The organism is Limnohabitans sp. 2KL-17, assembly GCF_003063415.1.
Classification (GTDB): Bacteria; Pseudomonadota; Gammaproteobacteria; order Burkholderiales; family Burkholderiaceae_C; genus Limnohabitans_A.
Genome location: NZ_NESK01000010.1, coordinates 43,227 through 69,080 on the forward strand (window position 1 = coordinate 43,227; position 25,854 = coordinate 69,080).

General features: G+C 60.4%; 26 protein-coding genes, 1 tRNA gene and 1 riboswitch. Of the genes, 4 read left to right on the forward strand and 23 right to left on the reverse strand.

The window, feature by feature from the left end:
* The first annotated feature begins 8 nt into the window (after positions 1-8).
* Complete coding sequence (locus B9Z45_RS06365) at positions 9-506, forward strand: hypothetical protein (protein ID WP_146180887.1); 498 nt, start codon at positions 9-11, stop codon at positions 504-506.
* Between the two features lie 5 nt (positions 507-511).
* Positions 512-1,000 carry a hypothetical protein gene (locus tag B9Z45_RS06370; protein ID WP_146180888.1) on the forward strand — a complete coding sequence of 163 codons (489 nt, stop codon included), beginning with the start codon at positions 512-514 and terminating at the stop codon, positions 998-1,000.
* On the opposite strand, the gene B9Z45_RS06375 is transcribed toward B9Z45_RS06370, so the two are convergent.
* The 7 genes from B9Z45_RS06375 to B9Z45_RS06405 all read right to left on the reverse strand — a co-directional run bounded on the left by B9Z45_RS06375 (position 990) and on the right by B9Z45_RS06405 (position 6,232).
* On the reverse strand, positions 990-1,469 hold the full coding sequence (locus B9Z45_RS06375) for a hypothetical protein (RefSeq protein ID WP_108406399.1): 480 nt from the start codon (positions 1,467-1,469) through the stop codon (positions 990-992). The genes B9Z45_RS06370 and B9Z45_RS06375 overlap by 11 nt on opposite strands.
* A 60-nt stretch (positions 1,470-1,529) precedes the next feature.
* A complete protein-coding gene (locus B9Z45_RS06380; protein WP_108406400.1) occupies positions 1,530-2,915 on the reverse strand; it encodes a tyrosine-type recombinase/integrase in 1,386 nt (461 codons plus the stop codon).
* Between the two features lie 125 nt (positions 2,916-3,040).
* A tRNA-Asn gene (locus B9Z45_RS06385) sits at positions 3,041-3,116 on the reverse strand.
* An 11-nt stretch (positions 3,117-3,127) separates the two neighbouring features.
* Positions 3,128-4,075: a thiamine phosphate synthase gene (gene thiE, locus B9Z45_RS06390; protein WP_108406458.1), complete on the reverse strand. Its 948-nt coding sequence runs from the start codon at positions 4,073-4,075 to the stop codon at positions 3,128-3,130.
* A 38-nt stretch (positions 4,076-4,113) separates the two neighbouring features.
* Positions 4,114-4,935 carry a thiazole synthase gene (locus tag B9Z45_RS06395; protein WP_108406401.1) on the reverse strand — a complete coding sequence of 274 codons (822 nt, stop codon included), beginning with the start codon at positions 4,933-4,935 and terminating at the stop codon, positions 4,114-4,116.
* A gap of 6 nt (positions 4,936-4,941) precedes the next feature.
* Entirely contained in the window at positions 4,942-5,154 is a 213-nt protein-coding gene (thiS, locus tag B9Z45_RS06400; protein ID WP_108406402.1) for a sulfur carrier protein ThiS, read from the reverse strand.
* Positions 5,147-6,232, reverse strand: coding sequence for an FAD-dependent oxidoreductase (locus tag B9Z45_RS06405; RefSeq protein WP_108406403.1), 1,086 nt, complete (start codon positions 6,230-6,232; stop codon positions 5,147-5,149). The genes thiS and B9Z45_RS06405 overlap by 8 nt, the downstream gene beginning before the upstream one ends.
* Before the next feature lie 38 nt (positions 6,233-6,270).
* On the opposite strand from B9Z45_RS06405, the gene thiD reads away from it, so the two are divergent.
* Entirely contained in the window at positions 6,271-7,125 is an 855-nt protein-coding gene (gene thiD / locus B9Z45_RS06410; RefSeq protein WP_108406404.1) for a bifunctional hydroxymethylpyrimidine kinase/phosphomethylpyrimidine kinase, read from the forward strand.
* Here thiD and B9Z45_RS06415 read toward each other — a convergent pair.
* The 14 genes from B9Z45_RS06415 to B9Z45_RS06480 form a co-directional block, all read right to left on the reverse strand.
* The gene (locus tag B9Z45_RS06415) at positions 7,086-7,883 is read right to left on the reverse strand and encodes an SDR family oxidoreductase (RefSeq protein WP_108406405.1); all 798 of its coding nucleotides are present in this window, start codon (positions 7,881-7,883) and stop codon (positions 7,086-7,088) included. The genes thiD and B9Z45_RS06415 overlap by 40 nt on opposite strands.
* On the reverse strand, positions 7,880-8,902 hold the full coding sequence (locus B9Z45_RS06420; RefSeq protein ID WP_233252099.1) for an ABC transporter substrate-binding protein: 1,023 nt from the start codon (positions 8,900-8,902) through the stop codon (positions 7,880-7,882). Before B9Z45_RS06420 ends, B9Z45_RS06415 begins: the two co-directional genes overlap by 4 nt.
* A 13-nt stretch (positions 8,903-8,915) precedes the next feature.
* Positions 8,916-9,704, reverse strand: coding sequence for an ABC transporter permease (locus B9Z45_RS06425; RefSeq protein ID WP_108406406.1), 789 nt, complete (start codon positions 9,702-9,704; stop codon positions 8,916-8,918).
* Positions 9,694-10,452 (reverse strand): ABC transporter ATP-binding protein, encoded by a 759-nt coding sequence (locus tag B9Z45_RS06430; protein ID WP_233252100.1) that lies wholly within the window; start codon positions 10,450-10,452, stop codon positions 9,694-9,696. The genes B9Z45_RS06425 and B9Z45_RS06430 overlap by 11 nt, the downstream gene beginning before the upstream one ends.
* A 1-nt stretch (position 10,453) precedes the next feature.
* Positions 10,454-11,983 (reverse strand): acyl-CoA reductase, encoded by a 1,530-nt coding sequence (locus B9Z45_RS06435; protein ID WP_108406408.1) that lies wholly within the window; start codon positions 11,981-11,983, stop codon positions 10,454-10,456.
* Positions 11,980-13,053: a long-chain fatty acid--CoA ligase gene (locus B9Z45_RS06440; RefSeq protein WP_108406409.1), complete on the reverse strand. Its 1,074-nt coding sequence runs from the start codon at positions 13,051-13,053 to the stop codon at positions 11,980-11,982. The genes B9Z45_RS06435 and B9Z45_RS06440 overlap by 4 nt, the downstream gene beginning before the upstream one ends.
* Positions 13,054-13,086: 33 nt before the next feature.
* Positions 13,087-14,346, reverse strand: a complete 1,260-nt coding sequence (locus tag B9Z45_RS06445) for a cytosine permease (protein ID WP_108406459.1) — start codon at positions 14,344-14,346, stop codon at positions 13,087-13,089.
* A gap of 71 nt (positions 14,347-14,417) precedes the next feature.
* Positions 14,418-14,520: riboswitch (TPP riboswitch) on the reverse strand.
* 28 nt (positions 14,521-14,548) lie between these two features.
* Positions 14,549-15,586: an NAD(P)/FAD-dependent oxidoreductase gene (locus tag B9Z45_RS06450; protein ID WP_108406460.1), complete on the reverse strand. Its 1,038-nt coding sequence runs from the start codon at positions 15,584-15,586 to the stop codon at positions 14,549-14,551.
* A gap of 48 nt (positions 15,587-15,634) precedes the next feature.
* The gene (gene fdxA, locus B9Z45_RS06455) at positions 15,635-15,964 is read right to left on the reverse strand and encodes a ferredoxin FdxA (protein ID WP_108406410.1); all 330 of its coding nucleotides are present in this window, start codon (positions 15,962-15,964) and stop codon (positions 15,635-15,637) included.
* A gap of 64 nt (positions 15,965-16,028) precedes the next feature.
* Positions 16,029-17,321: a sulfate adenylyltransferase subunit 1 gene (locus tag B9Z45_RS06460; RefSeq protein ID WP_108406411.1), complete on the reverse strand. Its 1,293-nt coding sequence runs from the start codon at positions 17,319-17,321 to the stop codon at positions 16,029-16,031.
* A gap of 16 nt (positions 17,322-17,337) precedes the next feature.
* Positions 17,338-18,288: a sulfate adenylyltransferase subunit CysD gene (gene cysD, locus B9Z45_RS06465; protein ID WP_108406412.1), complete on the reverse strand. Its 951-nt coding sequence runs from the start codon at positions 18,286-18,288 to the stop codon at positions 17,338-17,340.
* A 49-nt stretch (positions 18,289-18,337) separates the two neighbouring features.
* Positions 18,338-19,093: a phosphoadenylyl-sulfate reductase gene (locus B9Z45_RS06470; RefSeq protein ID WP_108406413.1), complete on the reverse strand. Its 756-nt coding sequence runs from the start codon at positions 19,091-19,093 to the stop codon at positions 18,338-18,340.
* On the reverse strand, positions 19,093-19,518 hold the full coding sequence (locus tag B9Z45_RS06475) for a DUF934 domain-containing protein (RefSeq protein WP_108406414.1): 426 nt from the start codon (positions 19,516-19,518) through the stop codon (positions 19,093-19,095). The genes B9Z45_RS06470 and B9Z45_RS06475 overlap by 1 nt, the downstream gene beginning before the upstream one ends.
* Before the next feature lie 17 nt (positions 19,519-19,535).
* Positions 19,536-21,341 carry a nitrite/sulfite reductase gene (locus B9Z45_RS06480; RefSeq protein WP_108406415.1) on the reverse strand — a complete coding sequence of 602 codons (1,806 nt, stop codon included), beginning with the start codon at positions 21,339-21,341 and terminating at the stop codon, positions 19,536-19,538.
* A 382-nt stretch (positions 21,342-21,723) separates the two neighbouring features.
* Here B9Z45_RS06480 and B9Z45_RS06485 point away from each other — a divergent pair, with 382 nt between their 5' ends.
* Entirely contained in the window at positions 21,724-22,923 is a 1,200-nt protein-coding gene (locus B9Z45_RS06485) for an ABC transporter substrate-binding protein (RefSeq protein WP_108406416.1), read from the forward strand.
* Positions 22,924-22,959: 36 nt separating this feature from the next.
* Here B9Z45_RS06485 and B9Z45_RS06490 read toward each other — a convergent pair whose 3' ends face one another.
* Entirely contained in the window at positions 22,960-24,564 is a 1,605-nt protein-coding gene (locus B9Z45_RS06490; RefSeq protein ID WP_108406417.1) for an FMN-binding glutamate synthase family protein, read from the reverse strand.
* 56 nt (positions 24,565-24,620) lie between these two features.
* Positions 24,621-25,844, reverse strand: coding sequence for an FAD-dependent 5-carboxymethylaminomethyl-2-thiouridine(34) oxidoreductase MnmC (mnmC, locus tag B9Z45_RS06495; protein WP_108406418.1), 1,224 nt, complete (start codon positions 25,842-25,844; stop codon positions 24,621-24,623).
* Positions 25,845-25,854: the final 10 nt, after the last annotated feature.

Here is a 25,854-nt window from a genome sequence, read left to right on the forward strand (position 1 = left end):
AAATGACCATGTCTAAATACCTCGTTATTCCACGTCGTGCTGATTCACCAATGACCCATAAAGGTGGCAGTACTGAAGAGACGGTTTGTGAGATCGCTAAAAACTTGTTGCATTACCCAGGCCCGTCCGATTACTTGATGGCAATACCAGCAGATACAAAGATTGCCACATTTGCTGTTCTTAAAGACGACGCGTTCTGCTCACTCGAAATCACCCCAAAAACTCTTGATACTTGGCGCAATGATGTCATTGGTATTCAAGATGCCATCAATTCATTTCAGTCAGCTAGGGATCGTGCAGAGAATATTTTGGATCGGGCCTTGGCAGATTTGGACGAGGCTTATGAAAACAGCATCGGATTTAAAGGCTACACACCAAGTGATGACATCAGTGTGTATGGTGCGCTAGAGCAGATGGGTTCTAACGATCTTGAGTACACATTTCAACGCGCCTTGCATGAGATGTACAAATTCCAAGTGCTCAGGCGTGAGACGGCTAGAAGGTAGGAACCATGGAACAAGCACAACTTTTCAAACGTTTGTTCGACATGAGCTTGGATGAGATCGCATCTTTCATTGATTACGATGAAACGATTGAAGCATCCCTGTACAAGTTGGACATGGCCGCTAGGACAAGACACATCATTGACGCAGTCCAATTCGAGGACATGTGGCAGTCACTCGATGAGAAAAGTCAAACGTTCGATATCTACATATCCATGCGACTGTCGCCTATGACGCTGGCATCTTGCTACCACTTGAACCACGATATGAATGGATTGGAGTGGCGATTTGTATTTCCGCGCTATGACGATCTATCAAAGAACTCTCGGCCCAAGTGTTTCGGTGAGTACTTGGCATTGAACAAAAGTGTGCAGATTATGGATATCGAAAACTACGATATAGACATAGCGTGTGAATTTTTGGACAAGGCGTACGACTTCTCACATCACAAGAACAAGCCCATCATTCCTCGCCAGCAGGGTAGCGCTAACCAGTAAGCGCAATAAATGTCAGTTGCTTCTCGAGTTCAATGCAGGCCATTTGCGCGGCCATGGGATTCTTGCCTGCATTGATCTCCAATTTAAAAGTCTCGCCTGCAGTGGTGATGTGAACCTTCACGATACCGGCTTTACTTTTAAATTGATAGGAGACATCTGCCCGGGGCAGATGTTCACGTTCATTAACAATCAAACTAACCTTTTGTTTGCCGATGTCTTGCAGGCGCTGGTTTAACTCCCAAGCGCCAGCAACTCGGCCTTTGTAGTCGGCCATGGCTTCTTTGACCACGGTCATGGTTCCAGCAGGGCCCACTTTGGCAATGATGGCCAGTTCGCCACTCAAGTCTTCTTTCTTCACAAGCCTGACCCTTATCCGCTCGTAGTAATCGACCGCGATCAAAGCTGCCTTCATCTTGGTGATGGCTTCTTCTGCGTAGCGTTCGAAGTACTGGGTTAAAAGTTCAGACATGGTGGGCTTTGATTATTCAGTCGTGAGGGTAGGCCGAGGTTTGTATTTCATTTCAGGGGATCAGGTGGACTTCTTGCGTTGAGCTTTGAGGCGATTCTCAAAGTCATCTGTCAGTTCGGGGTTCTGTGCGATGAGGGGCATGACAAGACCTGTGCTCATCTGCACCAAGTTCATGATGTTGTTATTGGCCATCTGTGCTGTCATGATGGCTCGGATCTGTGCGGCTTCGCCACTGGTGGCGTTTGGATCTATAACGCCAGCGAATTGCTTGGCCTTCATCAAAGGTGTCAAGTGGCTGTAATGCTTGGTGATCATCAAAACGGATGTGCCCATCTGCTCAGCCAAATCGTGAATTGGAATTCCCTCCAACAAACGCTGAGTGGCGTAGTAGTGGCGCAAGCTGTACAAGCTGCGTTCCTTGCCCGTAACAGGGCAGTTGAGTAGCTCTGAGTCCTCAAGCCACTGCCGGAAAGGTTTGTTCCAGTTGTCGGGCACGGAGCCATCCGAAAGCCGGAACAGCAACTTGGGGATCTTTTTCTTTAAAACTTCCTCAAGCGTCATGCTGGACAAGTCTGGGCTAAGCTGACGTAGGCGCTCTAGCAGCAGCCAGCAGCTGTTGTGGGCTACAAAGTTACGTGCACCGCGTTTGCCGCGCTGTAGACGGAAATGCAGGATGGGCTGCCCATCACGTACTTCCACATCAATGTGTCGCCATTCCAAGTATTCGGCTTCCGTGCCTGGACGCATACCAGTAGCTGCCATGAATGGGACGTAGATAGCCAGCAGTTCACGGATGATTTTTGTACGTGCAGTGCGGCCATCCAAGATGAACTTGGGTGCGTACTTCATCATGGCTTCCAGTTCTTCATGACTGAACTCAGCGCGACGGTCACTCTCAACCCCAGTGTTCTTGGTAAGAGGGCGCTCATAGGCGGTCATGTAACCGCGCTCAATAGCTTCGTCAAAGATGAGGTTCAGCGCAGCGTTGTGATTGTTCTGGGCACTGCCAGAGAGCTCGCGTCCCACCTTGTCACGCCGCCACACATGGAATTCTGAAATTACGGAGGGCTTGACGCCATCCACGTTGTACAGGCCGTAGAAGGGGATCAAGTACAACTTAATAGCTGAAACATAGTCCCGAAAGCTAGGTTTGGCGGTACCTGCGGCAATTTCAGCTTCCAAGCGGTGCAGGACGATTTCAGCCACTGGCTTGAACTTTCTGCTGGTGACAGGGCGACCTTCTTCCAAGTCAAACGTTGCCTTCATCCACATGCGTTCAGCAATGCGCGCTGCTTCCTTCACATTGGCTGTATCAGTGCTGCGACGGAACCAAGTTTTTAGATTCTCCAGCTTGTAATGCGCTTGCCATTTTTTGCTGTCGTCACGACGCACAAGCCTAATCAATTCAGGCTTGACTATGACGGTTTCGCTTGCTGGTACACGCATGTCAGCACTTTACAATGACTTTTTGAAAAAAGCAACCAGCGGCAGATTAATTATTCGTGTAATAACCGTGTAATTAACAAATCAAATAAAAAAAACGAGGTAAGTCGTTGTTTTTAAAGGGGTTTTGGCTCCTCGACCTGGGCTCGAACCAGGGACCTACGGATTAACAGTCCGGCGCTCTACCGACTGAGCTATCGAGGAATAGCTTCGAATTATAGAGTGGTTTTTGGCCTGTTTTGAGAGGGGGCAGAGAATTTTTCCAAAATCGCTTGCAAGCGCTGGGCCCCTGCTTCCGGGTCGCTGGCACCTGTGATGGCGCGCACCACGGCAACCGAGCCCACACCGCTTTGCATGACCTCGGGCAGGCGTGATTCGTCGATGCCGCCGATGGCGACCAGGGGGTTGTGCTGCATGAGCTTGGCGTAGGCATTCAAACGGCCTGTGCCTTGAGGCGCTGTTTGCATGCGCTTGAGCGTGGTGGGGAACACCGCGCCCAGCGCCAGGTAGCTAGGGCTGGCGGCATCGGCGCGCAGCATTTCGGCATACCCGTGCGTGCTCAGGCCCAGGCGCAGGCCGGCACTGCGCAGGGTGTCTATGGGTGCGTCGTCCATGTCTTCTTGGCCCAGGTGCACGCCATAGGCCCCTTCGTCGATGGCGATTTGCCAGTGGTCATTGATGAAAAGCAGGGCCTTGGTGCCTTGTACCGCTTGGACAGCCGCGCGCACTTCCTGGCGAATGGCTTGCTCGTTTTCAGACTTGAAGCGCAGCTGCAAGGTGGGCACGCCCGCTTGGGCCATGCGCGCCACCCAGGCGGCATCGGGCAGCACCGCATAAAGCCCCAAGTTTTTGGGGCAGGCAGGAAAGGCATTGGCTCTGGGTGTGGGCAAGATGCCAAAGTCTTCGGGCTGGCAGGGCCAATCGGTCAGCGTGAACTGGCCTGTGCGTTGGGTCTGAGCATGCCAGGCCGCGGCCACGCATTGCGCATCGTGCTCTACAAAACCCAACATGCGGCAGGCTTGCAAAACCGCGGCGTGCTCGGCGCTCAAAGCGGCGTCGCTGGCGTGTTGGGCTTGTTCAAAGCCGATGGCCGTGCCTGCCAGCATGGCCGCATGCTGCTGCGCCAGGGCCTGGGCGATGTCTTGAGGTGTGTCCTGCGTCATGTCGTGCGTCGTGTCGTGAGTTGTGTCTGTTGCGTTGCTCATGCCTGGTGCCAAAAGGGTGTGCCCAGCACGGGGGTGCTGGGTTGGGCGCTGTCTTGCGCTTGCATGGCACCCGACAAAAAGGCGGCTCTGCCCGCATTCACGGCATCTGCAAATGCACGGGCCATTTGGACGGGGTCTCGGGCCAGTGCCACGGCGGTGTTCAGCAGCACGGCGTCGTAGCCCCACTCCATCACCTGGCACGCGTGCGAGGGCAAGCCCAGGCCTGCGTCCACGATCATCGGCACATCCAGCCGGTCGCGCAGTGTGCGCAGCGCATGCGGATTGATGGGCCCTTTGCCCGTGCCGATGGGCGCGGCCCAGGGCATCACGGCCTGGCAACCCACGTCCACCAGGCGCTGGCACAGCACCAGATCGTCGGTGGTGTAGGGCAACACCTTGAAGCCCGCCTTGATCAGCGTGCTGGCAACGGCGGGCAGGTTCAGGGTGTCGGGCTGCAAGGTGTAGTCGTCCCCAATCAGCTCCAGTTTGATCCAGTCGGTCTCGAACACTTCACGGGCCATTTCTGCCGTGGTGATGGCTTCTTGCGCGCTGTGACACCCAGCGGTGTTGGGCAACACCGGCACATTGGCCTGGCGCAACAGGTTCCAGAAACTTTGTGAGGCCTCGCCGCCGCTGCCGGTTTGCCTGCGCAGCGAGGCCGTGAGCATGGCGGGGGTCGAGGTGTGGATTGCTTCCAGCAACACAGCGGGTGATGGGTATCGCGAGGTGCCGAGCATCAAGCGGCTGCCAAAGCTTTCGCCGTAAAGGGTCAAGGGGTCTTGGGGCAAGGTGTTTGGGAGCAATGTGTTTAGGGTCATGCGGGTTCAACCTCCGGTGATGGGGGCAATCAATTCGATCTGGTCGTCTTGCGCCAGTGTGTGTTGGGCGTATTGTCCGCGCGGCACAAACTGCAAATTGACCGCTGCGGCAAAAGGGGGCTGGATGGCGGCTTTGGCCACGGCATCGGCCAAGCTGGCGCCCTCTGCCAAGGTGTGCAGTGCTTGGTTGATCCGCACTTGGATGGTGTTGTCAGACATGGTCGAATTTCAAGTTGAATTGTGTGGCCAGCGTGGTGGTTTGGTGTTGCACCCATTCCACCACCACGTCCAGCATGGCGGGGGATATCAAAAATCCGTGGCGGTACAAGCCGTTGATCTGCAAGCAGCGCTCGCCCAGTTGCTGGATGGCCGGCAGGTTGTCGGTCAGTGTGGGCCGGGCCTGGGTGCTCACCTCCAGAATGCGCGCTTCGGCAAAGCCGCTGTGCACGGTGTAGGCCGCGCTCAACAGCTCCAGTGTCGAGCGCACGCTGGCAGGCGACAGGTCTTCGGTTTCAATTTCAGTGGCCCCGATCACAAACACATGGTCTTGCTTGGGGGCAATGTAGATCGGGTAGCGCGGGTGAATCAAGCGGGTGGGGCGTTGCAGCGTGACCTCGGGGGCATGCAGGCGGATCACCTCGCCGCGCACACCTCGCAGTTGCGGCCACTCGCTGCGCGCACCCAGGCCCCTGCAGTCAAAGACCCAGTCGGGCTGGCCAGTCTGTCCCGGCTGAAAATCTTCGGGTGCACGTGGGCTGTGCCAGCGCATCTCAACGGCTTGCTGCTCAAGGCTGGCCAGCAAGGCGGCCAGCAGTTGACGGTTGTCGAGCTGGGCCTCGTCGGGTAAATACAGCGCCTGGTTAAAACGCGACGCCAGCGATGGCTCGCAAACGGGCAAGCTGCTGGCGTCCAGCATTTGAGCCGCAGGCAGGCTGGGCAATTGCTGTTGGGTCTGCGCCAGAATGTCGGTGAAGCGCCTGGCCTCTGCCGCATCTTGTCGGTGCCACACCACCAGGGTGCCGTTTTGCTGGAAAAAAACAGGCGCCGGCAGCCCCGCAATCAGCTCAGGCCAGCGCTTGAGGGCGTGTTGCCCCATGCGCACCACGGGCAGCTCGGTGATGGCCGATTCGGCCAAGGGGGCCAGCATGGCAGCGGCCACGCGCGCGGCTGCGCCTTGTGCATCGGGCCCCTGGGCTTCGTGCACCACCACCTTGTGGCCCCGTTGCGCCAAGGCATTGGCGAGCAAGCGGCCCATCAGGCCAGCACCCAGCACCACACTCGAAACTTCTGCGCTCATGAAAAGATTTCCTGGGTGATTCGCGGATAATTTCCCGCATGACTCATTCTTACCGTTACGCACGCGTGCTCACCATTGCCGGCTCTGACAGCGGGGGCGGTGCCGGCATTCAGGCCGACCTGAAAACCTTTGCCGCATTGGGTTGCTACGGCATGAGCGCCATCACCGCACTCACGGCGCAAAACACCCTGGGCGTGCAGGGCATTCACGCGGTGCCGCCCGCGTTTTTGAAAGCGCAAATTCAGTCGGTGGTGGAAGACATTGGCGTGGACGCCCTGAAGATCGGCATGCTGCATGAACCCGCCGTGGTCGAGGTGGTGGCCTGGGCCATAGACCATTACCAACTCACCCGCGTGGTGCTCGACCCCGTGATGGTGGCCACCAGTGGCGACCGCTTGATGGCCAACGAGACCGTGCAGGTGCTGGTGCGCGAATTGTTTCCGCGCGTCAGCGTCATCACCCCCAACCTGGATGAAGCTGCCTTGCTGCTGGGCCATGACATTGCGGATGCCGATGCCTTGAACCAAGCCGTGCAAGATCTGCTGGCCATGGGCGCCAAGGCGGTGTTGCTCAAAGGTGGGCACCTGGCAGGCAATGAGGTGGTCGACTTGCTGGTGCAAGCCCATGGGCCATCGCGGCGCTTGGCCTCGCCCAGGATTGCCAGCAACAACGTGCATGGCACCGGCTGCACCTTGTCGTCGGCGATGGCCGCTTATCTGGCGCTGGGCCATGACTTGACCGAGTCCGTTGCCTTGGCGCGCACCTTCATTTTGGGCGCCATTGCCCACGGGGCTGATGTGAAGACCGGTCACGGTCACGGCCCCTTGAACCATGGTTTCTCGCCCGTGCCGCTTCATCGCATCACCAATCCGCCATCGACCAGCAGCACCTGACCGGTGACAAAGCGGCTCCAGTCGGATGCCAAAAACAGCACCGGTCCCGCCACATCGTCGGGCGTTGCCAATCGGCCCATGGGCGTTTGTGCGATCAGGCTGTCCTTGATGGCCTCTTTGGTGTGGCGGCTCGAATCGGTGGGGCTGACCAAACCGGGCGCCACGCAGTTCACGCGGATGCCCAATGGCCCCAACTCGGTGGCCAGGTTGCGGCTGAAGCCCACCAGCGCCGATTTGGCCGTGCTGTAGTCGTGGTACGCGATGCTGGGCCGGTCCACCATATCACTCACCAAGTTGACGATGCTGCCTTGCGCACGTTGCCTGAAATGCGGCAGCACGGCCTGGCACACGTTGTAGGCTGCGTGCACCGCGCCGTCAAATTGGCTTTGGTAGGCCTGCCAGGGGGTGTCCCAAAATCGGGTGCGATGGTCTGGGTCGAACGTGTAGGGGCTGAACGCGTTGTTCACCACCACATCGATGCGCCCAACCTCGCGCAAGGCCTGGGCCACCATGGCATCCACGGCCTCGGCAGAACGCACATCGGCGGGCAAGGCCCAGGCATCTCCGCCCGTGGCTTGGCCGAGCTCTTGGCATTGCGCCACAACGGCTTGGGCGGCAGCGGTGTTGCTCAGGTAATTCACCAGGACCATGGCGCCTTCGCGCGCAAAAGCGCGGGCAATGGCCGCACCGATGCCACGGCTGGCCCCTGTGACCAGCACCACCTTGCCGGCAAATTGAGCGTGCTGCGGTGAGTTCATCGCTTGGCCGGTGTGTGCGGTGGCAGCAGGTCTTGGCTGACCACATCTTTCACCAAAATGTCGCGCTGGATGACGCCAAAAGATTGGTAGGCCTTGGCACCTTTTTGCAAGCTCACCATGTCAAAGGCACCCAGGCCGCGCTGGGCGGTGGTGGCCGACACGCTGGACTCGTTGCGCAGCCGAATGATGTCCAGGTTCATGCTGGGGTTTTGCCCATCGATGGCGTATTTCACGGCCAGTTTGGCGGCTTCTTCAGGCGAGCCGATCATCCATTTGGCGCTGTCCTGGTAGGCCTTCAAGAAGCGCTTGAGGACTTCTTTTTTCTGCTGGTAGGTGTCTTCGCGCACGACAAAAAAGTCGCTGGAAATGTTCAGGTGGTTTTTGATTTCCATCACGTTCACGCCGCCCAGCCCTCTTTGACGCCCGATCAGCAAGCCGGTGTCGGTGGCGGCTGTGGCGTCCACTTGTCCCTGCATGAGCGGGGCAAAGTTGAGCAAGCCCGTGACCACCACGGTGACGTCGGCTTCGGTCAAACCGGCCTGGTGCAACAGCACTTGCAGGTTTTGCCTGGTGCCGCTGGACAGGCTGTAAACGCCGATGCGCTTGCCCCTGAGGTCCGCCGGTTTGAGGATGTTTTGTGATTTGAGCGACACCACATTGAAGACGTTTTGGGGGTAGATGTCGTAGATGGAACGCAGTTTTTCGCCCTTGTCCAGCGCCGTGAAAAACGAGCCGGGGTCGGTGAACGCCACATCGGCCTGGCCGCTGAGCAAGTTGCGCAGCGCGTCTCCGCCGCCCGCACCCGGCAGGAAGCCCAGCTCGATCTGGTGGGCCTTGAAAAACCCTTTTTCTTCTTCAACCAGCAAGTTGGTGATCTCGGTGATGGGTTTGCTCCAACCGGCCACCACCACTTTGTCCAGTGCTTGTGTTTTTTGAGCCCAGGTAGCGCCCGAGAAGCCCAACAACAGCAAGCTGCCAAGCACCATGGCCAAGCACTTGTTCATCCATTCAATTTTCATTTCGGGTCTTTCATTAAAAAACTTGTGCAGCGCGAAGGCGCGGTTCTGTCAGCCACTGGGTGAATTTGTAAAAAGCCAAACCCAGCACGGTGATGACGGTGAGCACGGCAAACATCAACGGGGTATCCATGGAGCCTTGTGCTGCAATGATCAAAGCCCCCAGCCCGCGGCTGGCACCAATGAACTCGCCGACCACCGCACCCACCCACGCCAGCACCACGGCCACGCGCAGGCCCGCAAAAATGCCCGCCAGCCCTGCCGGCACCTTGAGGCGCCACAAGGTTTGCCAACGGCTGGCACGCAGCATGCGAAACAGCTCCAGCTGTTTGGCGTTGACCTGTTGCATGGCGGTGGTGGTGTTTTCGAGCAGCGGAAAAAAACAGATCAGCGCCGTCATGACCACGATGGGCCAGGTGCCAAAACCAAACCAGACGATGAACAGCGGTGCAAGTGCGAGCTTGGGCACCACTTGGCTGGCCACCAAGTAGGGCATCAACACCGCACGCCAGCGCGGCGCTTCGCCCAGCAGCACGCCGATCGCAAAGCCCATGCTGGCACCCAGCGCCAAGCCCAGCACCACCTCGGTCAGGGTGGCCGCGATGTGGGGCCACAGGTAGCCACTGGCCAAACCCTGCACCAGAGATTGCGCCACCACCGATGGCGCAGGCAAGACCAGCGGCGAGGTTTGGTTCAGCCGCACCAGGGCTTCCCAGGCGGCCAAAAAGACGGCGCCTAAAACCCATGACCAGACCAGTTCACGCCTCTTCTCATGCCGTACATCACGCCGTACATCACGCTGCATGTGTCGTCCCTTCGTCCATCGCCTGGCGCAGCTGCGCACACAGGGCATTGAAGGGGGCTGCGTAGCGCAAAGTGGCGCTGCGTGGACGAGGCAGGTCAATCGCCAGGGGCTTGGACATCGCGCCGTCCTGCATGAGGCTGACGCGATCGCCCAAATACACCGCTTCGCCAATGTCGTGCGTGACAAACAGCACGGTGGTGCCTTCGGCCTGGCACAGCTTTAAAAAGTCGTGCTGCAGTTCGTCACGGGTGATGGCATCGAGCGCGGCAAAGGGCTCGTCCATGAACAGCACCGATGGCCGTGTGATCAGGGCGCGGGCAATGGCCACGCGGCTTTGTTGGCCCCCTGAGAGCTTGTCTGCCTTGACCTGCGACACATTTGCCAGCCCCAGGCGCTCCAGCCATTGTTCAGCCTGTCGGTGGTCGTCTGGGGTGACCGCGCGGTGCAGGCTCAAGGGCAGCAGCACGTTGTCGCGCACGTTCAACCAGTCGAGCAGTGTGGGCGCTTGAAAGACAAAGCCCATTTCTGGCAGGGGTGCCGTAACAGCGCGCTTGTTCAGCAAGACTTGGCCGTGTTGCGGCGAGAGCAACCCTGCCGCCAGTTTGAGCAAGGTGGTTTTGCCGCAGCCGCTGCGGCCGATCAGGCAATGGATTTCACCCGCAGCCATTTGCAAATTGACCGCGCTGACGGCGGCAGAACGCTCAGGGTAGGCGTAACTCACACCCAGGAGTTGCAAGAAGTTCGGCATGTCAAGGCGCATAGCGGGTGAAGTTTTCGGCACTGCGCTCGGTGCTGTCGTCCAGGTCCACCATGCGCACCAGGTCGAGCAGGCTGAAGCGCCCGTCGTGGTGCCAACCGGCTTCGGGTGAGGTCATGGCCCCCAGGGCGCAAATGCGCGTGACACCCACCTGGCCCAGGCGTTCGGCCAGGTGCATGAGCTCTTCGGGGGCCGCAGCCAAACCAGCGGTTTGCAAAAAATCGCGCTGCGGTGCCACCAGGGCCATCACCTCGTCCAGGCTGTCGACTGCGACCACCCAGACGTTGCGGTTGAGTGGCCCGGGTGCCAGGGGCAAGGCACGGTCGGCATACAACACGCTGCCCCATGCGGCCTGACTGGCTTGGAGGTGCTGGGGCTGGCTGGCGTCGTTCATGGCCGCCAGATCATGGGTCGCCAGCTGATTGGCCGCTAGCTTATGGACCGCCAGCTCGTGGGCCTCGCGCCACGCGCCCACCTGGGCGGCTTCTTCGATCGACAACACGCGCTGCGGCAGCTTGTGCTGCAGGGCGGCCAAGGCGCCGGCAAGGTGTTGTGAAAATTCCTGGGGGCTGATGTGCCCATTGCGCTGCACATAAAAAACATGCGGCGAATAGCAGCCTTGCTGGTCGTAACGTGCGACATCGAGTGCAGCTTGCTGCGCCAGCTTGGGCCCTTTGCTGGCCGACAGTGCGGCTGCCGACACCATGCCAAAACTCAGCTTGTGGCCGTGCGCCAAAAAGCGGGTGGTCACTGGCACGTGCGCTTGCATGACGGCGAGGGCGGCGTTGCCCCCATAAGCCAGCACCACGTCGGCCAAGGCGAAGACGTGCTGTTCAGCGCTGTGCTCAGGTTCAGCCGAGGCTTGACCGCTTGGCCACCACACCACGGCAAAGCAGTCAGCCCAGCGGGGCTCCACCTCCACCAGCAAGCGGGCATAAAGGCTGGCAAAAATCGGCTCAGCGCTGGAGACTTTGCCAATCGCCCCCGCTTTGACCAACAAGCCCGAAACCCAGCTCCACATGGACAAGGCGGGCACATTGCCGGCCCAGACATGCAGCAACAAGTCGGGGCCAAAGGCTTTGGACCAACCGCCTTTGGTGCGGGGCTGAAATTCGTCCAGAATTTTGGGGTTGGCAAAATCTTCGGCCACAAAGCGTTGCAGTTGCAGGGCCCGAAAGGTCTGCAAAAAGCTGTTCAGGTTCAGCCGCACCATCTCGGCGTCAAAGCCTGTGGCTTGGGGCAAAAGGCGCTCCAGCGTCTGGCGGTAAATGTCTGTGCTGTCGAGCAAGCGGGCAGTGGCGCGGTCCAAAACGCGCACGATGTCCGACACGCTCATGGTCTTCAAGTGGGCTTGGCTTGCACCCCGGATGCGCAGGGCCAGCACCGCCATTTGGCTGGGGCTGAGCTCGGGCACATCCACTTGCATGGGCGCATGGGGGGCGCCCAGGGTCAGGCGATGCCAAGCCACATCGGCATCGCGCAATCCGGGCAGGTAGCCGGCCTTGAAGACGGGGGTGTTCATGCTTTGGCCGCCTGCAAAAATTCGTCCACCGCCATCGAGCAGCCTTTGGCTTGGGTGCCTTGGGCGCGCCCGAGCAAGACAAAGCCATCGCCCGTGGCCTGCCCCACGTCTTCGGTCAGGATGGTGACCACCGAGTTGTAATTGCCCAGGTCGGTGTGGGCCAAGATGCCTTGCTCGCCCGTCGCCACTTCGCGGCCAGTGAGCGGGTCCAGCAAGCGCGATCGGATCCAGTGGGGACCGCGCTTGACCGAGGGCACAGTGGGGTTGCCCGCATCGTAGAACTGGGTGCTGAGCTCGGTCATGCCGTACATGTTCAGGCACTGGTCGCGGCCGACCCCAAAGCAGGCCGATAGCTGCTCGTAAAACAAGTCCATGGGCACCTCGCGCGACTGGCCCTTGAAGCCACCCGTATCAAGCAAGCGGCTGCCGGGCGGCAATTGAAATGTCTGGCCCCGCGCTTGCAGGGCGTCCATCAGGTGCACAAAGCCGTAGCTGGCCCCCAGCAGCATGAAGGGTTCTGCCGATGCTTGCGCGGCCTCCAGGGCTTGGCACAAGGCGTCGATGCACAAACCGTTTTCGTCCAGGTAATGCCTGCTGTCGGGGGTGCCGAAGTGGGTGATCGCCAAAGCCAGGTAGTGGGCCAGTGACGAGTGGGGCATCAACACTTCGTCAGGAAACAAAACGCCCATGCGCATGCGGGTATCGCTGGGCATGACGTGCTGCGCAAAATTGCGCAGCATGGACGCGTCGTACACGGCCAGGTCGGGGTGGTGGTGTTGGCCTTTGACATCGCCGCGTGTTGTGCCGCTGGTCTTGAAGGTGCGCGTGCAGCTTTCGGGCGGCAGGCAACTGAGTGTCAGGTCCTTGAAGGCGTTGATGGGCACGGCCGGAATGTCGCGCCAGCTTTTCACCATGCGCGGGGTTTTGCTGCGCCCCTGGCAAAAGCGCTGAAAGGGCAGGTTGTGTGCGAACTGGTGGGCAAAAACCTTGAGGGCTAGGGCATTGAATGCGTCATCGCTGCCCGTCGAGTGGTCGATGAACGCCAGAACGTCTGATGCGATGTCGGTCATGCTGAAACTTTGTTGTTGGAGGGCTTTGATCGCTCAGTGGCTTGCGCTGCGCAGCAAGCGGGCAAGCGTGAAGGTTACGACCAGGCAGGGCAGGGCAGAGCCATACTGAGGGGCCCAGGTGGCGCATGCATGAAACACCGTCACACCCAGCACCCACAAGCCGGCGGCAACAGGTTCAATTTTTGGCGCTATCGACAGGTCTGCACTTTGAACCACCGTGCTCCACCGCCCCAAGATGACCCCGTATAGGGGCACAAACACCGAACTGAGCAAGAGTAAAAAAGGCTCCAGGCTGTGCATGGGCAATACCAAGGCCAGTGCCGTGCACAAGCCAGCCAGCAACAAGCCCCAGACACGCACCGACCAGGCAGACTTCAGACTGTTGGCAGACACGGCGCCCGAGTAGACATCGCCATAGGCATTGTCGAGTTCATCCAGCAAGATCAAACCCAAGGCCAGCAAGCCGCCTTGTGCCAATAGCAAGACCGTGACCAGGTTGGCCCCGGGTTCTGACATGCTGGCTACCAAAAACCCCAAGGCATAGCACCATGCATTGGCTATGGCATACCCCAGCCAAGTGCCCACAAAGGTGCTGCGGCCGTGACGGCCATGGCGCGCAAAGTCTGCCACCAAGGGCAGCCAGGACACTGGCATGGCCATGACCAGGTCGATGGCAGAGAGCATGCCCATGCTGCCGTTGCCGGGGCGGTCCATGAATACGCTCAAGCCTTGGTTATTGACCATCCCGATGAAATGCCAGCTCAGCCATAAAAGGGAAGCGATCACAAGTGGCAGCCCCACGCGGCTGACAAATTGACGGACCAGTTTGAGCATGGAGCCCATCATCAGCAGCGTCAGAACACCGCCCCACAACAGGGTTGGCCAAACAACGCCCAAGTCCAGCCCCAAGGCTTGTTGGCCAATGGCGTGGGTGCCCTCCCGCATGATGACCAGCTCAAAGGTGGTCCATCCGATCAGTTGCACGATATTGAGCAGTACAGGCAGGCGCGCAAAGGAGCTGCCGTAAACACGGTGCATCAGTCCGGCACTCGACAGGCCGCTCTCGCAGCCAAGTTTGGCAGTTGTTGCCAGCAAGGCTGAGCCCACAATGGAACCAACCAAAATCGCGATGATGGCATCACGCGTGCCCACAGCGGGCACCAGATAGGCCCCAACTTGCATGACCAGCAAGCCCACGCCAAGGCTGAACCAAAGCGCAGCATGCGTAAAACCCGAAAAAACTCGTTCGTTTTCACGGATCGGTGTGAGGGAGGAGATGACTGTAGTTGCCATTGCTTTTTTCAAGTGAATGGCAGTTCGGCTGACTGGGAACGCAACAATCCTTTTGGCAATGCCTTGGGCGACGTTCTTTTGACGAGCTTCCCTGCGCGAGGATTACCTCAATCAGGTTCAAAGGGACTTTCTCAGTCGGAGACCTCTCGGCCTTCAACACCCCTAGCGAATGCGCCGCAAAATTCTGCGGCGAGGGTGAATTCTATGCGATGCCCAAGCGCTGGTGCAACAAGCTGGACGTTGTCGTGTACTGCAGCAGGGTCTTTTCTGCCGGGCGCAAAAGGGCTGCAGCGCCAAAGGCGGCCAAGGTGGCTTCATGAAAGCCGCAGAGGATGAGCTTTTTCTTGCCTGGGTAGGTGTTGATGTCACCCACCGCAAAAATGCCGGGTTCGGAGGTCGCAAAGTTTTCGGTGTTGACCACCAGCTGTTTGCGTTCCATGGCCAGGCCCCATTCGGCGATGGGGCCCAATTTGGGCGACAGGCCCAGGCAGGTTTGCAAAATGTCCAGGCTGAGCCACTCGGTTTCGCCCTGCGGGTTGAGCAGCTCGAGTGCGTTCAGGCGCTGCTGCTCGGTGCGCAGGCCCGTGGCTTGTCCGGGGACAAAACGCATGCGACCAACCGTGCAGGCTTGGCGCATTTGCCCAACCAATTCAGGTGTGGCGCTGAACTGGTCTCGGCGGTGCAGCAGGGTGACGCTGGCAGCCGCTTGCGGGCCATCGAGGGCGTCCAGGCAGGTTTGCAAGGCGGCATCGCTGTCACCGGCCACCACCAGGTGTTGCCCCGCCCAGAGCTCAGGGGCCGGGTGCTCTGCAAAGACTTGGCTGCCTTCAAAGGCTTCCAGCCCGCTGAGCACCATGCGGCGCGGCACAAATGCGCCCACACCGGCCGCGATGAACAGGGTTTGGGTGTGCAAAACGGCGCCCGGTGCGGTGCGCACTTCCAGCCGCTGGTCGCTTTGCCTTTGGATGCTGCTGACGGGGTTGCCCAAATGCAGTGTGGGTTTGAAGGGCGCGATTTGTTGCTGCAGGCGCTGGATCAGCTCCAGGCCGGTGCAAACGGGAATGCCCGGAATGTCGTAGATCGGTTTGTGGGCATACAGCTCAGCGCATTGGCCACCCACGTGGGGCAGGGCGTCAACGAGGTGGCAATGGATGCCTTGCAGCCCCAACTGGAAAACCTGAAACAGGCCCACAGGGCCTGCGCCAATGACCAGCGCTTCGGAGTCGATGGGGGTGGTCATGGCGGTCTGTTGGGGGAAAAAGGCCAAAAGGCTCGGCCCGGAGCGGGTTCAGCGGATCAAATGCGCCAGCTTGCCGGTCTTGTCTTTCCAGGCATCGGCATCGGGCATGGGGATCTTGCGCTTGGTGATGCTTTTCCAGCCGGGCAACAAGGCCAGCTCGGCGTTGAGTGGTGTCATGTGCTGCTGGTCGGCTGGCAGGTCTTCTTCGGCGTAGATGGCGTTCACGGGGCACTCGGGGATGCACACGGCGCAATCAATGCACTCGTCCGGGTCGATGGTCAGGAAATTCGGGCCTTCGCGAAAGCAATCCACGGGGCAAACGTCGACGCAGTCGGTGTATTTGCATTGGATACAGGATTCGGTAACAACGTGGGTCATGGTGGACTCGGAAAAGGGAATGGGTACTGCCCGTGCAGCGCCAAGGGGGTGATTTTAAAGGAGATCAGTTCACCAGCACGGCGCCTGAGGTTTTGTGGGTGGCGGTGTCCACCAGCACCATCGCCCCCAGCACGCGCGAACGGGCAAAGGGCAGCGTCATCAGGGGCTCTTGCAGCGCCAATATCACGTGGCCAATGGCGTTGGGGGCCAGTTCGGTGGCTTCTTCTTCGGCCAGGGTGTTCACGTTCAGCCGGTGCACCACGCGCTGCACTTTGACCTTGACCCAGCGGTGGCCGTGCAGCGCCCAATACAGGCGACCAGCCAACAGGGGCTCGTCGTCCATCCAGGCGATGGTGGTGCTCAATTCGCGCTGGCTTTCGGGGGCCCCAAAAAACGCCGATTTTTCGGCCAGCAGCCAGTCGCCACGTGAGACGTCCACCTCGCGGTCCAGCACGATGCCGGCGCTGTGGCCTGCGGCTTTGTTTTGGGGTTGTCGGGTGGCTGACAGCACTTGCGAAACCACGGCGGTCTGGCCGCTCGGGAAGACCTGGAGGGTCTGGCCTGGCGCAATGCTGCCGGTGGCCACGCGGCCCCAGAACACACGGCGGCCCTGGGTGGTGACGCCGGAGTCATGGAACTTTTCGACCCACTGCACCGGAAAGCTGAAAGCCACATCGGTCTCGGCCGGCGTCACGGGCAGGTCTTCGAGGATGCTCAAAAGGCTTGGGCCGGTGTAGCCGCACCAATCGCTTTGGCCGTGGTTGTCGGTGTCCACCACGTTCCAGCCCTTGAGGGCCGATATGGGCACCATGGCGGTGATGCGGATGCCCGCTTCTTGGGCAAATTTTTCGAGGGCGCCTGCGATGTTTTGGTAAGCCAGTGCCGGATCGGCCACGGCGTCGAGTTTGTTGATGGCGAACACGATGGATGGCACGCGCAGCAGGTTGACCAGCAGCGCGTGGCGGCGGGTTTGCGGCAGCAGTTGCAGTGCAGGGTTGGCCCAGTCGAGCTTGATGGCGTCGACCAGCACCACAGCGGCGTCGGCACTGGATGCGGCCGTGACCATGTTGCGGGTGTACTGTTCATGGCCGGGGGCGTCACCGATGATGAACTTGCGTGCTTCGGTGTTGAAGTAGCGGTAGGCCACGTCGATCGTGATGCCTTGTTCGCGCTCGGCGCTCAGACCATCGGTCAGCAAGGCCAGATCGGTCTCGCCCGAGCGCTGTACGCCGGCCAAGTGGTCTTGCAACACCGCCTTGGTGTCCACCAGCAGGCGGCCAATGAGGGTGCTCTTGCCGTCGTCGACCGAGCCGCAGGTGATGAACTTGAGGGCGGAAAAATGTTTGTCGTTGTGCATGTCTTGTGCTCCCAGCTCAAAAATAACCGTCTTTTTTGCGCTTCTCCATGGAAGCCTCGGACGTCTTGTCGTCCATGCGCGTGGCGCCACGCTCGCTGACATCAGCGGCCAGGGTTTCGATCACGATCTGCTCGGGCGTGGCCGCCGTGCTTTCCACCGGGCAGGTGCAGGTGATGTCGCCCACGGTGCGAAAGCGCACGTTGCGGGTCACCACTTCTTCGCCGTCTTTGGGCGGGGTCAGTTCGGTCACCGGCACCAGCAGGCCCCGGCGGTCCACCACCTCGCGCTTGTGGGTGTAATAAATCGAGGGCAGGGCGATCTTTTCGCGGGCGATGTACTGCCACACATCCAGCTCGGTCCAGTTGCTGATCGGGAACACGCGAAAGTGCTCGCCCGGCTGCAGGCGCGTGTTGAACAAGGTCCACAGTTCGGGGCGCTGGGCCTTGGGCTGCCATTGGCCAAAGCTGTCGCGGTGGCTGAAGATGCGTTCTTTGGCGCGGGCTTTTTCTTCGTCGCGGCGGGCACCGCCGATCAGCGCGTCAAAGCGAAATTCTTCAATGGCTTCGAGCAGCGTGATCGACTGGTGCACGTTGCGGCTTTCGCCCGGATGGGCCAGCCGCACGGTGCCGCGCTTCATGGAGTCTTCGACGCTGCGCACGATCAGCTCGGCCCCCAGCTCTTGGGCACGCGCGTCGCGAAAGTCGGTCACTTCCTGGAAGTTGTGGCCGGTGTCGATCATCAAGAGCGGGTAAGGAATGCGGCCACTGCCGGAAGGGCTGGTCTTGCCCCCAAAGGCTTTTTCGGCGCACTTGAGCATGACCAGCGAATCCTTGCCGCCCGAAAACAGCAGGGTGGGGCGCTCGAAAGCGGCAGCGACTTCGCGCAGGATGAAGATGGTTTCTTCTTCCAGTGCATCCAGATGGGAATTGCTCAGGGTGTGCAATTCGGTTTGTGTCATGGCGTTCATGTTGGTTTCTCTTCAAATGGGGTCAAGGCGTTTCGGGGCTGACCCCCCGTCAAGCTTTGACGTGCAATCCACACTCGTTGGCCGCATCGTCCTCCCACCACCATCGCCCGGCGCGGAACTCCTCGCCCAGACTGATGGCGCGGGTGCAGGGGGCACAGCCGATGCTGGGGAAAAACCGGTCGTGCAGCGGGTTGTAGTCCACCTTGTTTTCGGCGATGTAATGCCACACGTCACCCCAGGTCCATTTGGCCAAAGGGTTGAACTTGGACAGTTCTTTGGCGGTGACTTCGCTGTCGTCTTGCAGCGGCACCTCGGCGCGGGCCGTGGATTGCTCTTGGCGCAGGCCGGTGATCCAGGCCCTTTGGCCTGTGAGGGCGCGGGCCAGCGGCTCTATCTTGCGCACGCCGCAGCATGCCTTGCGCAGCGCGGTGCTCTGGAAAATCGCGTCTTGGCCTTTGTCGCGCAGGAACTGAATGACCGATTCCTGTACCGGGCGAAACACGTTGATGGGCGCACGCGAATGCGCCTGGGTGCGCTCCAGCAAGGCCAAAGTCTCGGTGTGCAGCGCGCCGGTTTCCAGCACGAAGACCGGAATGTCCAGCTGCAGGCTGTTGATCAGGTGGGTGATCACCACGTCTTCTGCGCCCAGGCTGGAGGCTTGCGTGACGGGCTTGAACTCGGCGGCAACGCGGCGCAGAAGGGCTTGAGTCTCGGCCAGTTTGGCGGCAAAGTCAGGGCTGGCTTTGGCGTTTAGCTCTGTGGCCTTGGCTGGGGCGCTGCGTGAAGCAATGAGGCTGGAGGTCATCAGGCGACTTTGGCAAACGGGGGTTGTGTCCCCACGGCAGAGCCCTGGTAGAAGCCGGCAAAGCGTTCAAACTGGCGTTCGGCCGCAGAGGCGTCCACGCCATCGCGCAGCACAGCCACATCAAAGCCGGTGCGCTGCATGTGCACCAGCTGATCGATCAGCACATCGCCGGTGGCACGCAATTCGCCTGCAAAGCCCAAGCGGCGTCGCAGCAAGAAAGCCTGGCTGTAAGCGCGGCCATCGGTGAATTTGGGGAACTGCAAATCGATGCGCGTCACGCCTCCGAGGTCAAGACTGCGAGGGTCTGCATCGTTGGCCAGCGTGATGACCGCTGGATGGGTTGCGGTGGTTTGTGCGGCTTGCTGCGCAGCTTGGTGCTGAGCTTGGTGCTGAGCTTGGTGCTCTTGGGCAGAAATGATTTTCATAGGTTTTTTTCCGGCGATCAGGCGGTCTGTGCTTCGGCGGGATGGCGGGCTGCATTCGCCGCAGCCTTGAAGGGGTCCTGGCCAACACGGCGCAAGGTGTCCACAAAAGCCTCGGCTTTGCCACCCTGGCTGGTGCGCAATGCTTTGTAGGTGTCGAGGATCGCTTCGATCACATCAGGCACTTCGAACGACGAGAACGATGGGCCGACCACCTTGCCTGCCACGGTGGGGCCCGACAGCGCTTTGCCGTCCGAGCCGCCCAGCGTGACCTGGTACCACTCTTTACCGTCTTTATCCACACCCAAGATGCCGATGTGGCCCGAGTGGTGGTGCCCGCAAGAGTTGATGCAGCCGCTGATGTGGAAGTCGATCTGACCCAGGTCGTTCAACTCGTCAAGGTCTTGGTAGCGCTCGGTGATGGCCGCAGCCAAAGGCAGCGAGCGGGCATTGGCCAGCGCGCAGTAGTCGCCACCGGGGCAGGCGATCATGTCGGTCAACAAGCCGATGTTGGGTTGGGCCAGGCCCAGGGCCTTGGCCTGCAGCCACAAGGCATGCAATTGGTCCAGGCGCACCCAAGGCAGCACCAGGTTCTGGGTGTGGGTCACACGGGCTTCACTGGCCGAATATTGGGCCACCAAATCGGCGGCAGCGTCCAGTTGGTCGGCCGTGGCATCGCCGGGGGCTTGCCCCTTGCGCTTGAACGACAGGGTCACGGCACGCAACGCAGGGTTTTGATGCGGCGTGACGTTTTGCGCCATCCAGCGGGCAAAGGCCGGGGTCTTGGCAGCCTCGATGCTGACGTCGGCTTCTGCATTGGCCAGCCATTCGGCGGAGTTGGCCGGCAGGTCCAGCACAGGGGCCGCAAAGCTGGCGGCCACACGGTCGAATTCGGCTTGCGGGATGGTGTGCAGGCCGCCGTCTTTTTCCAGAATATCCCGGTACTCGGCTTCGACTTCGTCAAAGTAGCGCTGGCCTTCGGCTTTCACCAAAATTTTGATGCGGGCTTTGTACAGGTTGTCGCGGCGGCCCCAGCGGTTGTAGACGCGGATCACGGCTTCGAGGTAATTCATGATCTGGTTCCAGGGCAGGAACGCGCGGATCTCTGTGCCCACCACGGGGGTGCGGCCCATGCCACCACCGACCTGCACCTTGAAGCCGATCTCGCCCTGGGCGTTTTTCACCATTTGCAGGCCCACGTCGTGCCAGCCAATGGCGGCGCGGTCTTCGGCTGCGCCGGTGATGGCGATCTTGAACTTGCGCGGCAAAAAGGCGAACTCGGGGTGCAGCGTGCTCCACTGGCGAATCAACTCGGCATAAGGCCGGAGGTCAACCAATTCGTCCACGGCCACACCGGCCAGCGCATCGGTGGTGGTGTTGCGGATGCAGTTACCGCTGGTCTGGATGCCGTGCAGGTTCACGGTGGCCAGCAAGTCCATCACGTCGGCCGACCGGGACAGGGGGATCCAGTTGAACTGCACGTTCTGGCGGGTGGTGAAGTGGCCGTAGTTGGTGGTCAGCTTGGGCGCCAGACCGGCAATTTTGTCTTGTGTCGCTTGGGCTTCGGCCAACAACGCAGCATCGGGTGTGTCGTATTCGCGGGCAATTTGGGCCAGCACATGCAACTGGGGCGCCGTGATCTCGCCATAAGGCACGGCCACCCGCAGCATGGGGGCGTAACGCTGTACGTACCAGCCGTTTTGCAGGCGCAAGGGTTTGAACTCGTCGCCCGTCAACTGGCCCGCCTGGAAGCGCTCCAGTTGATCGCGGTGCTGCGCTGCTCGGGCGCGCACAAATTGTTTGTCAAATTCGGTGTATTGGTACATGGTGAAAACTCGGATCAAAGCCTGTGGGGTGCCCGCCCAGGCCCGCAAAACGGACAGCAGGAAAGTGGGATCACCCGCTTGGGGATGGGCGTGACTTTAAGGGCGCTTTATGCTGAGGCAAACGATTTTTTAGTTGTGCTTATATTCTTGAACCTTATAAGCCTGAGGTTGGGCCCGCCCATGGGTAAAAAATTGGGGTCAGCTTCTGCTTTTAATGGGGGTCAGATCCCAATTGATGAGGCCCTGTTGCTGCTTGCCAGCAGCCGCAGTTCGGGTGTTGCAAGAGGTCTGAACCCTTGGGGGGTTTGGGGGATCCCATCACCCACATGTTTTGTGGAGGCTGTTAAAGTCATATTTTTGACCCCAACCGCAAGACCCATTTATGAACCGCCTGATCGCCACCAGCTTGCTGGCCGCCGCCACCACAGCTTCTGTTTTCGCCCAGACGCCGATCAAGATTGGTGAGATCAACAGCTATTCGGCCATTCCCCAGTTCACCCAACCCTACAAGCAAGGCTGGCAACTGGCGGTGGAAGAGGTCAACGCCCAAGGCGGGTTGCTGGGCCGCAAGGTGGAAGTGATTGCCCGTGACGACGCGGGCAAGCCCGAAGAGGCTTTGCGCCATGCCATCGAGTTGTCGTCGAAAGAAAAAGTGGATGTATTGGCCGGGGGCTTTTTGTCCAACGTGGGCCTGGCCCTGGCCGACCATGCCGCCAAGAGCAAGCGGCTGTTTGTGGCCAGCGAGCCACTGACCGATGCGATCGTCTGGGAAAAAGGCAACCGCTACACCTTTCGCCTGCGCCCCAGCACCTACATGCAGTCGGCCATGTTGGTGGAAGAAGCGGCCAAGATGCCCGCCAAGCGTTGGGCCACGATCGCGCCCAACTACGAATATGGCCAAAGTGCTGTGGCCAGCTTCAAGGAGCTGCTCAAGGCCAAGCGCCCCGATGTGGAGTTTGTCAGTGAGCAGTGGCCCGCCCAGGGCAAGATTGATGCAGGCAGCACGCTGACCGCGACCATGGCGAACAAGCCCGATGCCATCTTCAACGTGACCTTTGGCGCCGACCTGGCCAAGCTGGTGCGCGAGGGCAACCAGCGCAACGTGTTCCCCAAGACACCGGTGGTGTCTTTGCTGTCGGGCGAACCCGAATACCTGGAAGTGCTGAAAGACGAAACCCCCAAGGGCTGGATCGTCACCGGCTACCCCTGGGACCAACTCGACAACAAAGAGCACGCCAGCTTTGCCGCCAACTATTACAAAAAGTTCAACGAGAACCCCAAGGTCGGCTCGGTGGTGGGCTACGCCACGATGCAAGCTATTTTTGCGGCCATCAAAAAGGCCAACTCGACCGACAACGAAAAACTGGTCATCGCCATGCGGGGCCTGAAGTTCAGCACCCCGTTCGGGCCCGCCGAATTTCGCGCCCTGGACCAGCAGTCCACCATGGGCGCCTATGTGGGCAAGCTGGACCTGCGCGGTGGCAAAGGCACCATGGTGCAGTGGCGCTACGCCGACGGCAAGGCCTACCAGCCCACCGATGCGTATGTGAAATCGCGCCGCCCGGCCGAAGCGATGAAGTGAGCGGGCCGCTGGCCTGATCTGCGATCGGGCAGGCCGTCAAGCTCCGGCCACACCCCAGTGCGCAGCATCGCTGGCGTGCCAAAACTCTGCAAAGGGGCTGGGCAAGCGGGCCTGGCTTGCCGGGTCTTGCAGCAACTGGCCTGGCGCCAGCGTATCAATGGTGCTGGCCAGTGTGCAGGCATGGCCTTGGTCGTTGCGCACCATCAGGTGGTTGGGGCTCATGTCATCCGGGCTTTGCAAGCCTGCAGCGCCCAGTATGTCGGCCAGTGCGTGCATCGTGTTGGCATGAAAGTAATAGACCCTTTCGGCCTTGTCGGTGACCACAATGGCGCGTTGGCGCACCGGGTCTTGCGTGGCCACGCCCGTGGGGCAATGGTCGGTGTGGCAACTGCGTGACTGGATGCAGCCCAATGCAAACATGAAGCCTCGGGCCGAGTTGCACCAGTCGGCGCCCAGCGCCAGGCAACGGGCGATGTCAAAGGCCGAAATCACCTTGCCCGATGCGCCGATCTTGATGCGCTCTCGCAAGCCAGCGCCCACCAGGCTGTTGTGCACCAGACGCAGGCCATCGCGCAAAGGCATGCCCACATGGTCGGCAAACTCGATGGGCGCAGCCCCCGTGCCGCCTTCGGCACCGTCCACCACCACAAAGTCGGGTGTCTGGCCTGTCTGCACCATGGCTTTCACCAGTGAGAACCATTCGGCCGGCTGGCCCACGCACAACTTGATGCCCACCGGTTTGCCACCGGACAACTGGCGCAGTTGCGCCACAAAGTTCAACAACTCCACCGGGTTGGAAAAAGCCGAGTGCCTTGCCGGAGAAACGCAGTCCTGGCCCATGGGCACGCCCCGTGCCTCTGCAATTTCAAGGCTGACCTTGGCCTTGGGCAGCACCCCGCCATGGCCGGGCTTGGCGCCTTGGGACAGCTTGACTTCGATCATCTTGACTTGGGGCGACTGCGCCTGCAGCGCAAAGCGCTCCGGGTCGAAGTGCCCATCCGAGGTGCGACAGCCGAAATACCCCGAGGCGATTTGCCAGATCAGGTCGCCGCCATGTTCCCGGTGGTGCGCCGAGATGCTGCCTTCTCCCGTGTCGTGGGCAAATCCCCCCAAAGCCGCGCCCTTGTTCAAGGCCTTGACCGCGTTGGGCGACAAGGCCCCAAAGCTCATGCCCGAAATGTTGAGCCGTGACAGCTCATAAGCTTGCTGGCACTGGGAGCCCCCGACGCGAATGCGAAACGAGGCCGGGTCTGGCTGCACGGGCTGCAAGGAGTGGGCAATCCACTCCGTGCCAGCGCTGTACATGTCCTTGATGCTGCCAAATCCACGTTTGTCGTTTTGAACCTTGGAGCGCGCATAGACCATGGCGCGCTGGTTGCGCGAGAAAGGCAGCTTTTGCTCGTCGTCTTCCAAAAAGTACTGCCGAAGTTCAGGCCGGATGTATTCCAGCGCATAACGCAGTCGGCCCGTCAGCGGGTAGTTGCGGCGCACCGCTTGTTTGTCCTGCTTGAAGTCCACCCAGCCCAGCACAAACAACACCCCGAAGCCTGCGCTGGCCCAGGCAGAAAAAGGCCAGGCCAAGATGGCCGCTGGCGCCGTGACCAGCCAGGGCAGGTAGCGAGACAAGGATTGACGAGCCATGAGGTGCCCCTGCTAAAAAACACCCATCCTAGGTGTTATTGGCGTTTTTGTGGAATTTATGTGCGAACGAAGCGCTCTGCCGACAAATGCTTGACCAATGCGGGGGGCAAGGGCAGGGGCTCGTTGTTGAGCCAGGCGGCAGCCAGCTCGCCGCACAACACGGCCAAGCTGATGCCGCGCGCGCCCATGCCGGCGCAAAGCCACAGCCCTGGCAGGCGCTGGCTGTCGATGGGGCCAACCGCCGGCAGGCGGTCGGGCAGAGTGCAGCGCAAGCCTGCCCAGCCCTGCACGAGTTCAGGGGCAAACTGCGTGTGCATGGCCGCGCCCAATTCAGGCAGCAAAGTGGCCAGCCGCAGTTGGTTGGCCGCGTGGTCTTGCACCCGCACGGGGGCCTGGATGCAATCGCGCTCAAAGGTCGAACCGATGAACCAGCCGGGCTGCCCGTCTGGCGCAGGCACGCCGCTGATGAAGCTGCCGTGGCCGTTGACTGGAAAGGGGGGCAGCAGCTGGCGCTGGGGGGCGTTCAGCGCAGCCATGTGCCCAAAACTGATCTGCCCACGCAAGGGTTTCAGCGGCACGGTCAACCCCGGCAAGGGGCTCAGCAAAGCCAGGCTGTCAAAGGCGCTGGCCAACACCAGCAAGGGGGCCTCGCCCAAAATTTGGCCCTGGGCATTGCTTGCGGTCCACAGCGCGCCGCGCCGTTCAATGGCGTGTACCGTTTGCCCCCAAAGCACCTCAATGCCTGGCGTTTGCAGCTGCGCCGCCACCAGTTGCCGGGGCCTGATCCAGCCCGCCTGGCCATGCCACAGTGCCGGCGTTTCGGGTGGCAGGCCCGCAGCGGCGATTTGCGCTGCGCTGGCCAGGGTGCTCATGCCGTGTGGATTGTCAGCGCTGGTGTTGGCGCTGGCGCTGTTGCCAGGATCGGCTTTGGGCAGCCTGCGTTTGCCGGCCAGGTTGTGCTCCAAAACCCCCGTCAGGGCCCAGTCTGTGCCGCTTTGCAACAGGGCATCGGCGCGTTGCAGCGTGGCCCGAACGCCCGCACGGGTGATGCGCGAGAGCACGTTGTCGTCGGGCGAGACATGGGGCGCGGCCAAACCCGCAGGCAGGCCCGAGGCGCCAGCACCCAACCCTTGGGCCTGGTCCAAAACCGTGACGGCCCAACCCCGATAGGCCAAGCTGTGCGCCACGGCCGAACCCGACAGGCCGGCACCGATCACCAATGCCTGGCGTGGCTCAGTGCCGGTGTGTGAAAAGCCGGGATGCGATAAGGGAGAGGCCAAACTCAGCTGG

Excerpts from the sequence above, each read along its gene's own strand:
- B9Z45_RS06365 (WP_146180887.1), top strand. The coding sequence starts at position 9 with ATGTCTAAATACCTCGTTATTCCACGTCGTGCTGATTCACCAATGACC.
- B9Z45_RS06370 (WP_146180888.1), top strand. The coding sequence starts at position 512 with ATGGAACAAGCACAACTTTTCAAACGTTTGTTCGACATGAGCTTGGAT.
- B9Z45_RS06375 (WP_108406399.1), bottom strand. The coding sequence starts at position 1,469 with ATGTCTGAACTTTTAACCCAGTACTTCGAACGCTACGCAGAAGAAGCC.
- B9Z45_RS06380 (WP_108406400.1), bottom strand. The coding sequence starts at position 2,915 with ATGCGTGTACCAGCAAGCGAAACCGTCATAGTCAAGCCTGAATTGATT.
- thiE (WP_108406458.1), bottom strand. The coding sequence starts at position 4,075 with ATGACGCAGGACACACCTCAAGACATCGCCCAGGCCCTGGCGCAGCAG.
- B9Z45_RS06395 (WP_108406401.1), bottom strand. The coding sequence starts at position 4,935 with ATGACCCTAAACACATTGCTCCCAAACACCTTGCCCCAAGACCCCTTG.
- thiS (WP_108406402.1), bottom strand. The coding sequence starts at position 5,154 with ATGTCTGACAACACCATCCAAGTGCGGATCAACCAAGCACTGCACACC.
- B9Z45_RS06405 (WP_108406403.1), bottom strand. The coding sequence starts at position 6,232 with ATGAGCGCAGAAGTTTCGAGTGTGGTGCTGGGTGCTGGCCTGATGGGC.
- thiD (WP_108406404.1), top strand. The coding sequence starts at position 6,271 with ATGACTCATTCTTACCGTTACGCACGCGTGCTCACCATTGCCGGCTCT.
- B9Z45_RS06415 (WP_108406405.1), bottom strand. The coding sequence starts at position 7,883 with ATGAACTCACCGCAGCACGCTCAATTTGCCGGCAAGGTGGTGCTGGTC.
- B9Z45_RS06420 (WP_233252099.1), bottom strand. The coding sequence starts at position 8,902 with ATGAAAATTGAATGGATGAACAAGTGCTTGGCCATGGTGCTTGGCAGC.
- B9Z45_RS06425 (WP_108406406.1), bottom strand. The coding sequence starts at position 9,704 with ATGCAGCGTGATGTACGGCGTGATGTACGGCATGAGAAGAGGCGTGAA.
- B9Z45_RS06430 (WP_233252100.1), bottom strand. The coding sequence starts at position 10,452 with ATGCCGAACTTCTTGCAACTCCTGGGTGTGAGTTACGCCTACCCTGAG.
- B9Z45_RS06435 (WP_108406408.1), bottom strand. The coding sequence starts at position 11,983 with ATGAACACCCCCGTCTTCAAGGCCGGCTACCTGCCCGGATTGCGCGAT.
- B9Z45_RS06440 (WP_108406409.1), bottom strand. The coding sequence starts at position 13,053 with ATGACCGACATCGCATCAGACGTTCTGGCGTTCATCGACCACTCGACG.
- B9Z45_RS06445 (WP_108406459.1), bottom strand. The coding sequence starts at position 14,346 with ATGGCAACTACAGTCATCTCCTCCCTCACACCGATCCGTGAAAACGAA.
- B9Z45_RS06450 (WP_108406460.1), bottom strand. The coding sequence starts at position 15,586 with ATGACCACCCCCATCGACTCCGAAGCGCTGGTCATTGGCGCAGGCCCT.
- fdxA (WP_108406410.1), bottom strand. The coding sequence starts at position 15,964 with ATGACCCACGTTGTTACCGAATCCTGTATCCAATGCAAATACACCGAC.
- B9Z45_RS06460 (WP_108406411.1), bottom strand. The coding sequence starts at position 17,321 with ATGCACAACGACAAACATTTTTCCGCCCTCAAGTTCATCACCTGCGGC.
- cysD (WP_108406412.1), bottom strand. The coding sequence starts at position 18,288 with ATGAACGCCATGACACAAACCGAATTGCACACCCTGAGCAATTCCCAT.
- B9Z45_RS06470 (WP_108406413.1), bottom strand. The coding sequence starts at position 19,093 with ATGACCTCCAGCCTCATTGCTTCACGCAGCGCCCCAGCCAAGGCCACA.
- B9Z45_RS06475 (WP_108406414.1), bottom strand. The coding sequence starts at position 19,518 with ATGAAAATCATTTCTGCCCAAGAGCACCAAGCTCAGCACCAAGCTCAG.
- B9Z45_RS06480 (WP_108406415.1), bottom strand. The coding sequence starts at position 21,341 with ATGTACCAATACACCGAATTTGACAAACAATTTGTGCGCGCCCGAGCA.
- B9Z45_RS06485 (WP_108406416.1), top strand. The coding sequence starts at position 21,724 with ATGAACCGCCTGATCGCCACCAGCTTGCTGGCCGCCGCCACCACAGCT.
- B9Z45_RS06490 (WP_108406417.1), bottom strand. The coding sequence starts at position 24,564 with ATGGCTCGTCAATCCTTGTCTCGCTACCTGCCCTGGCTGGTCACGGCG.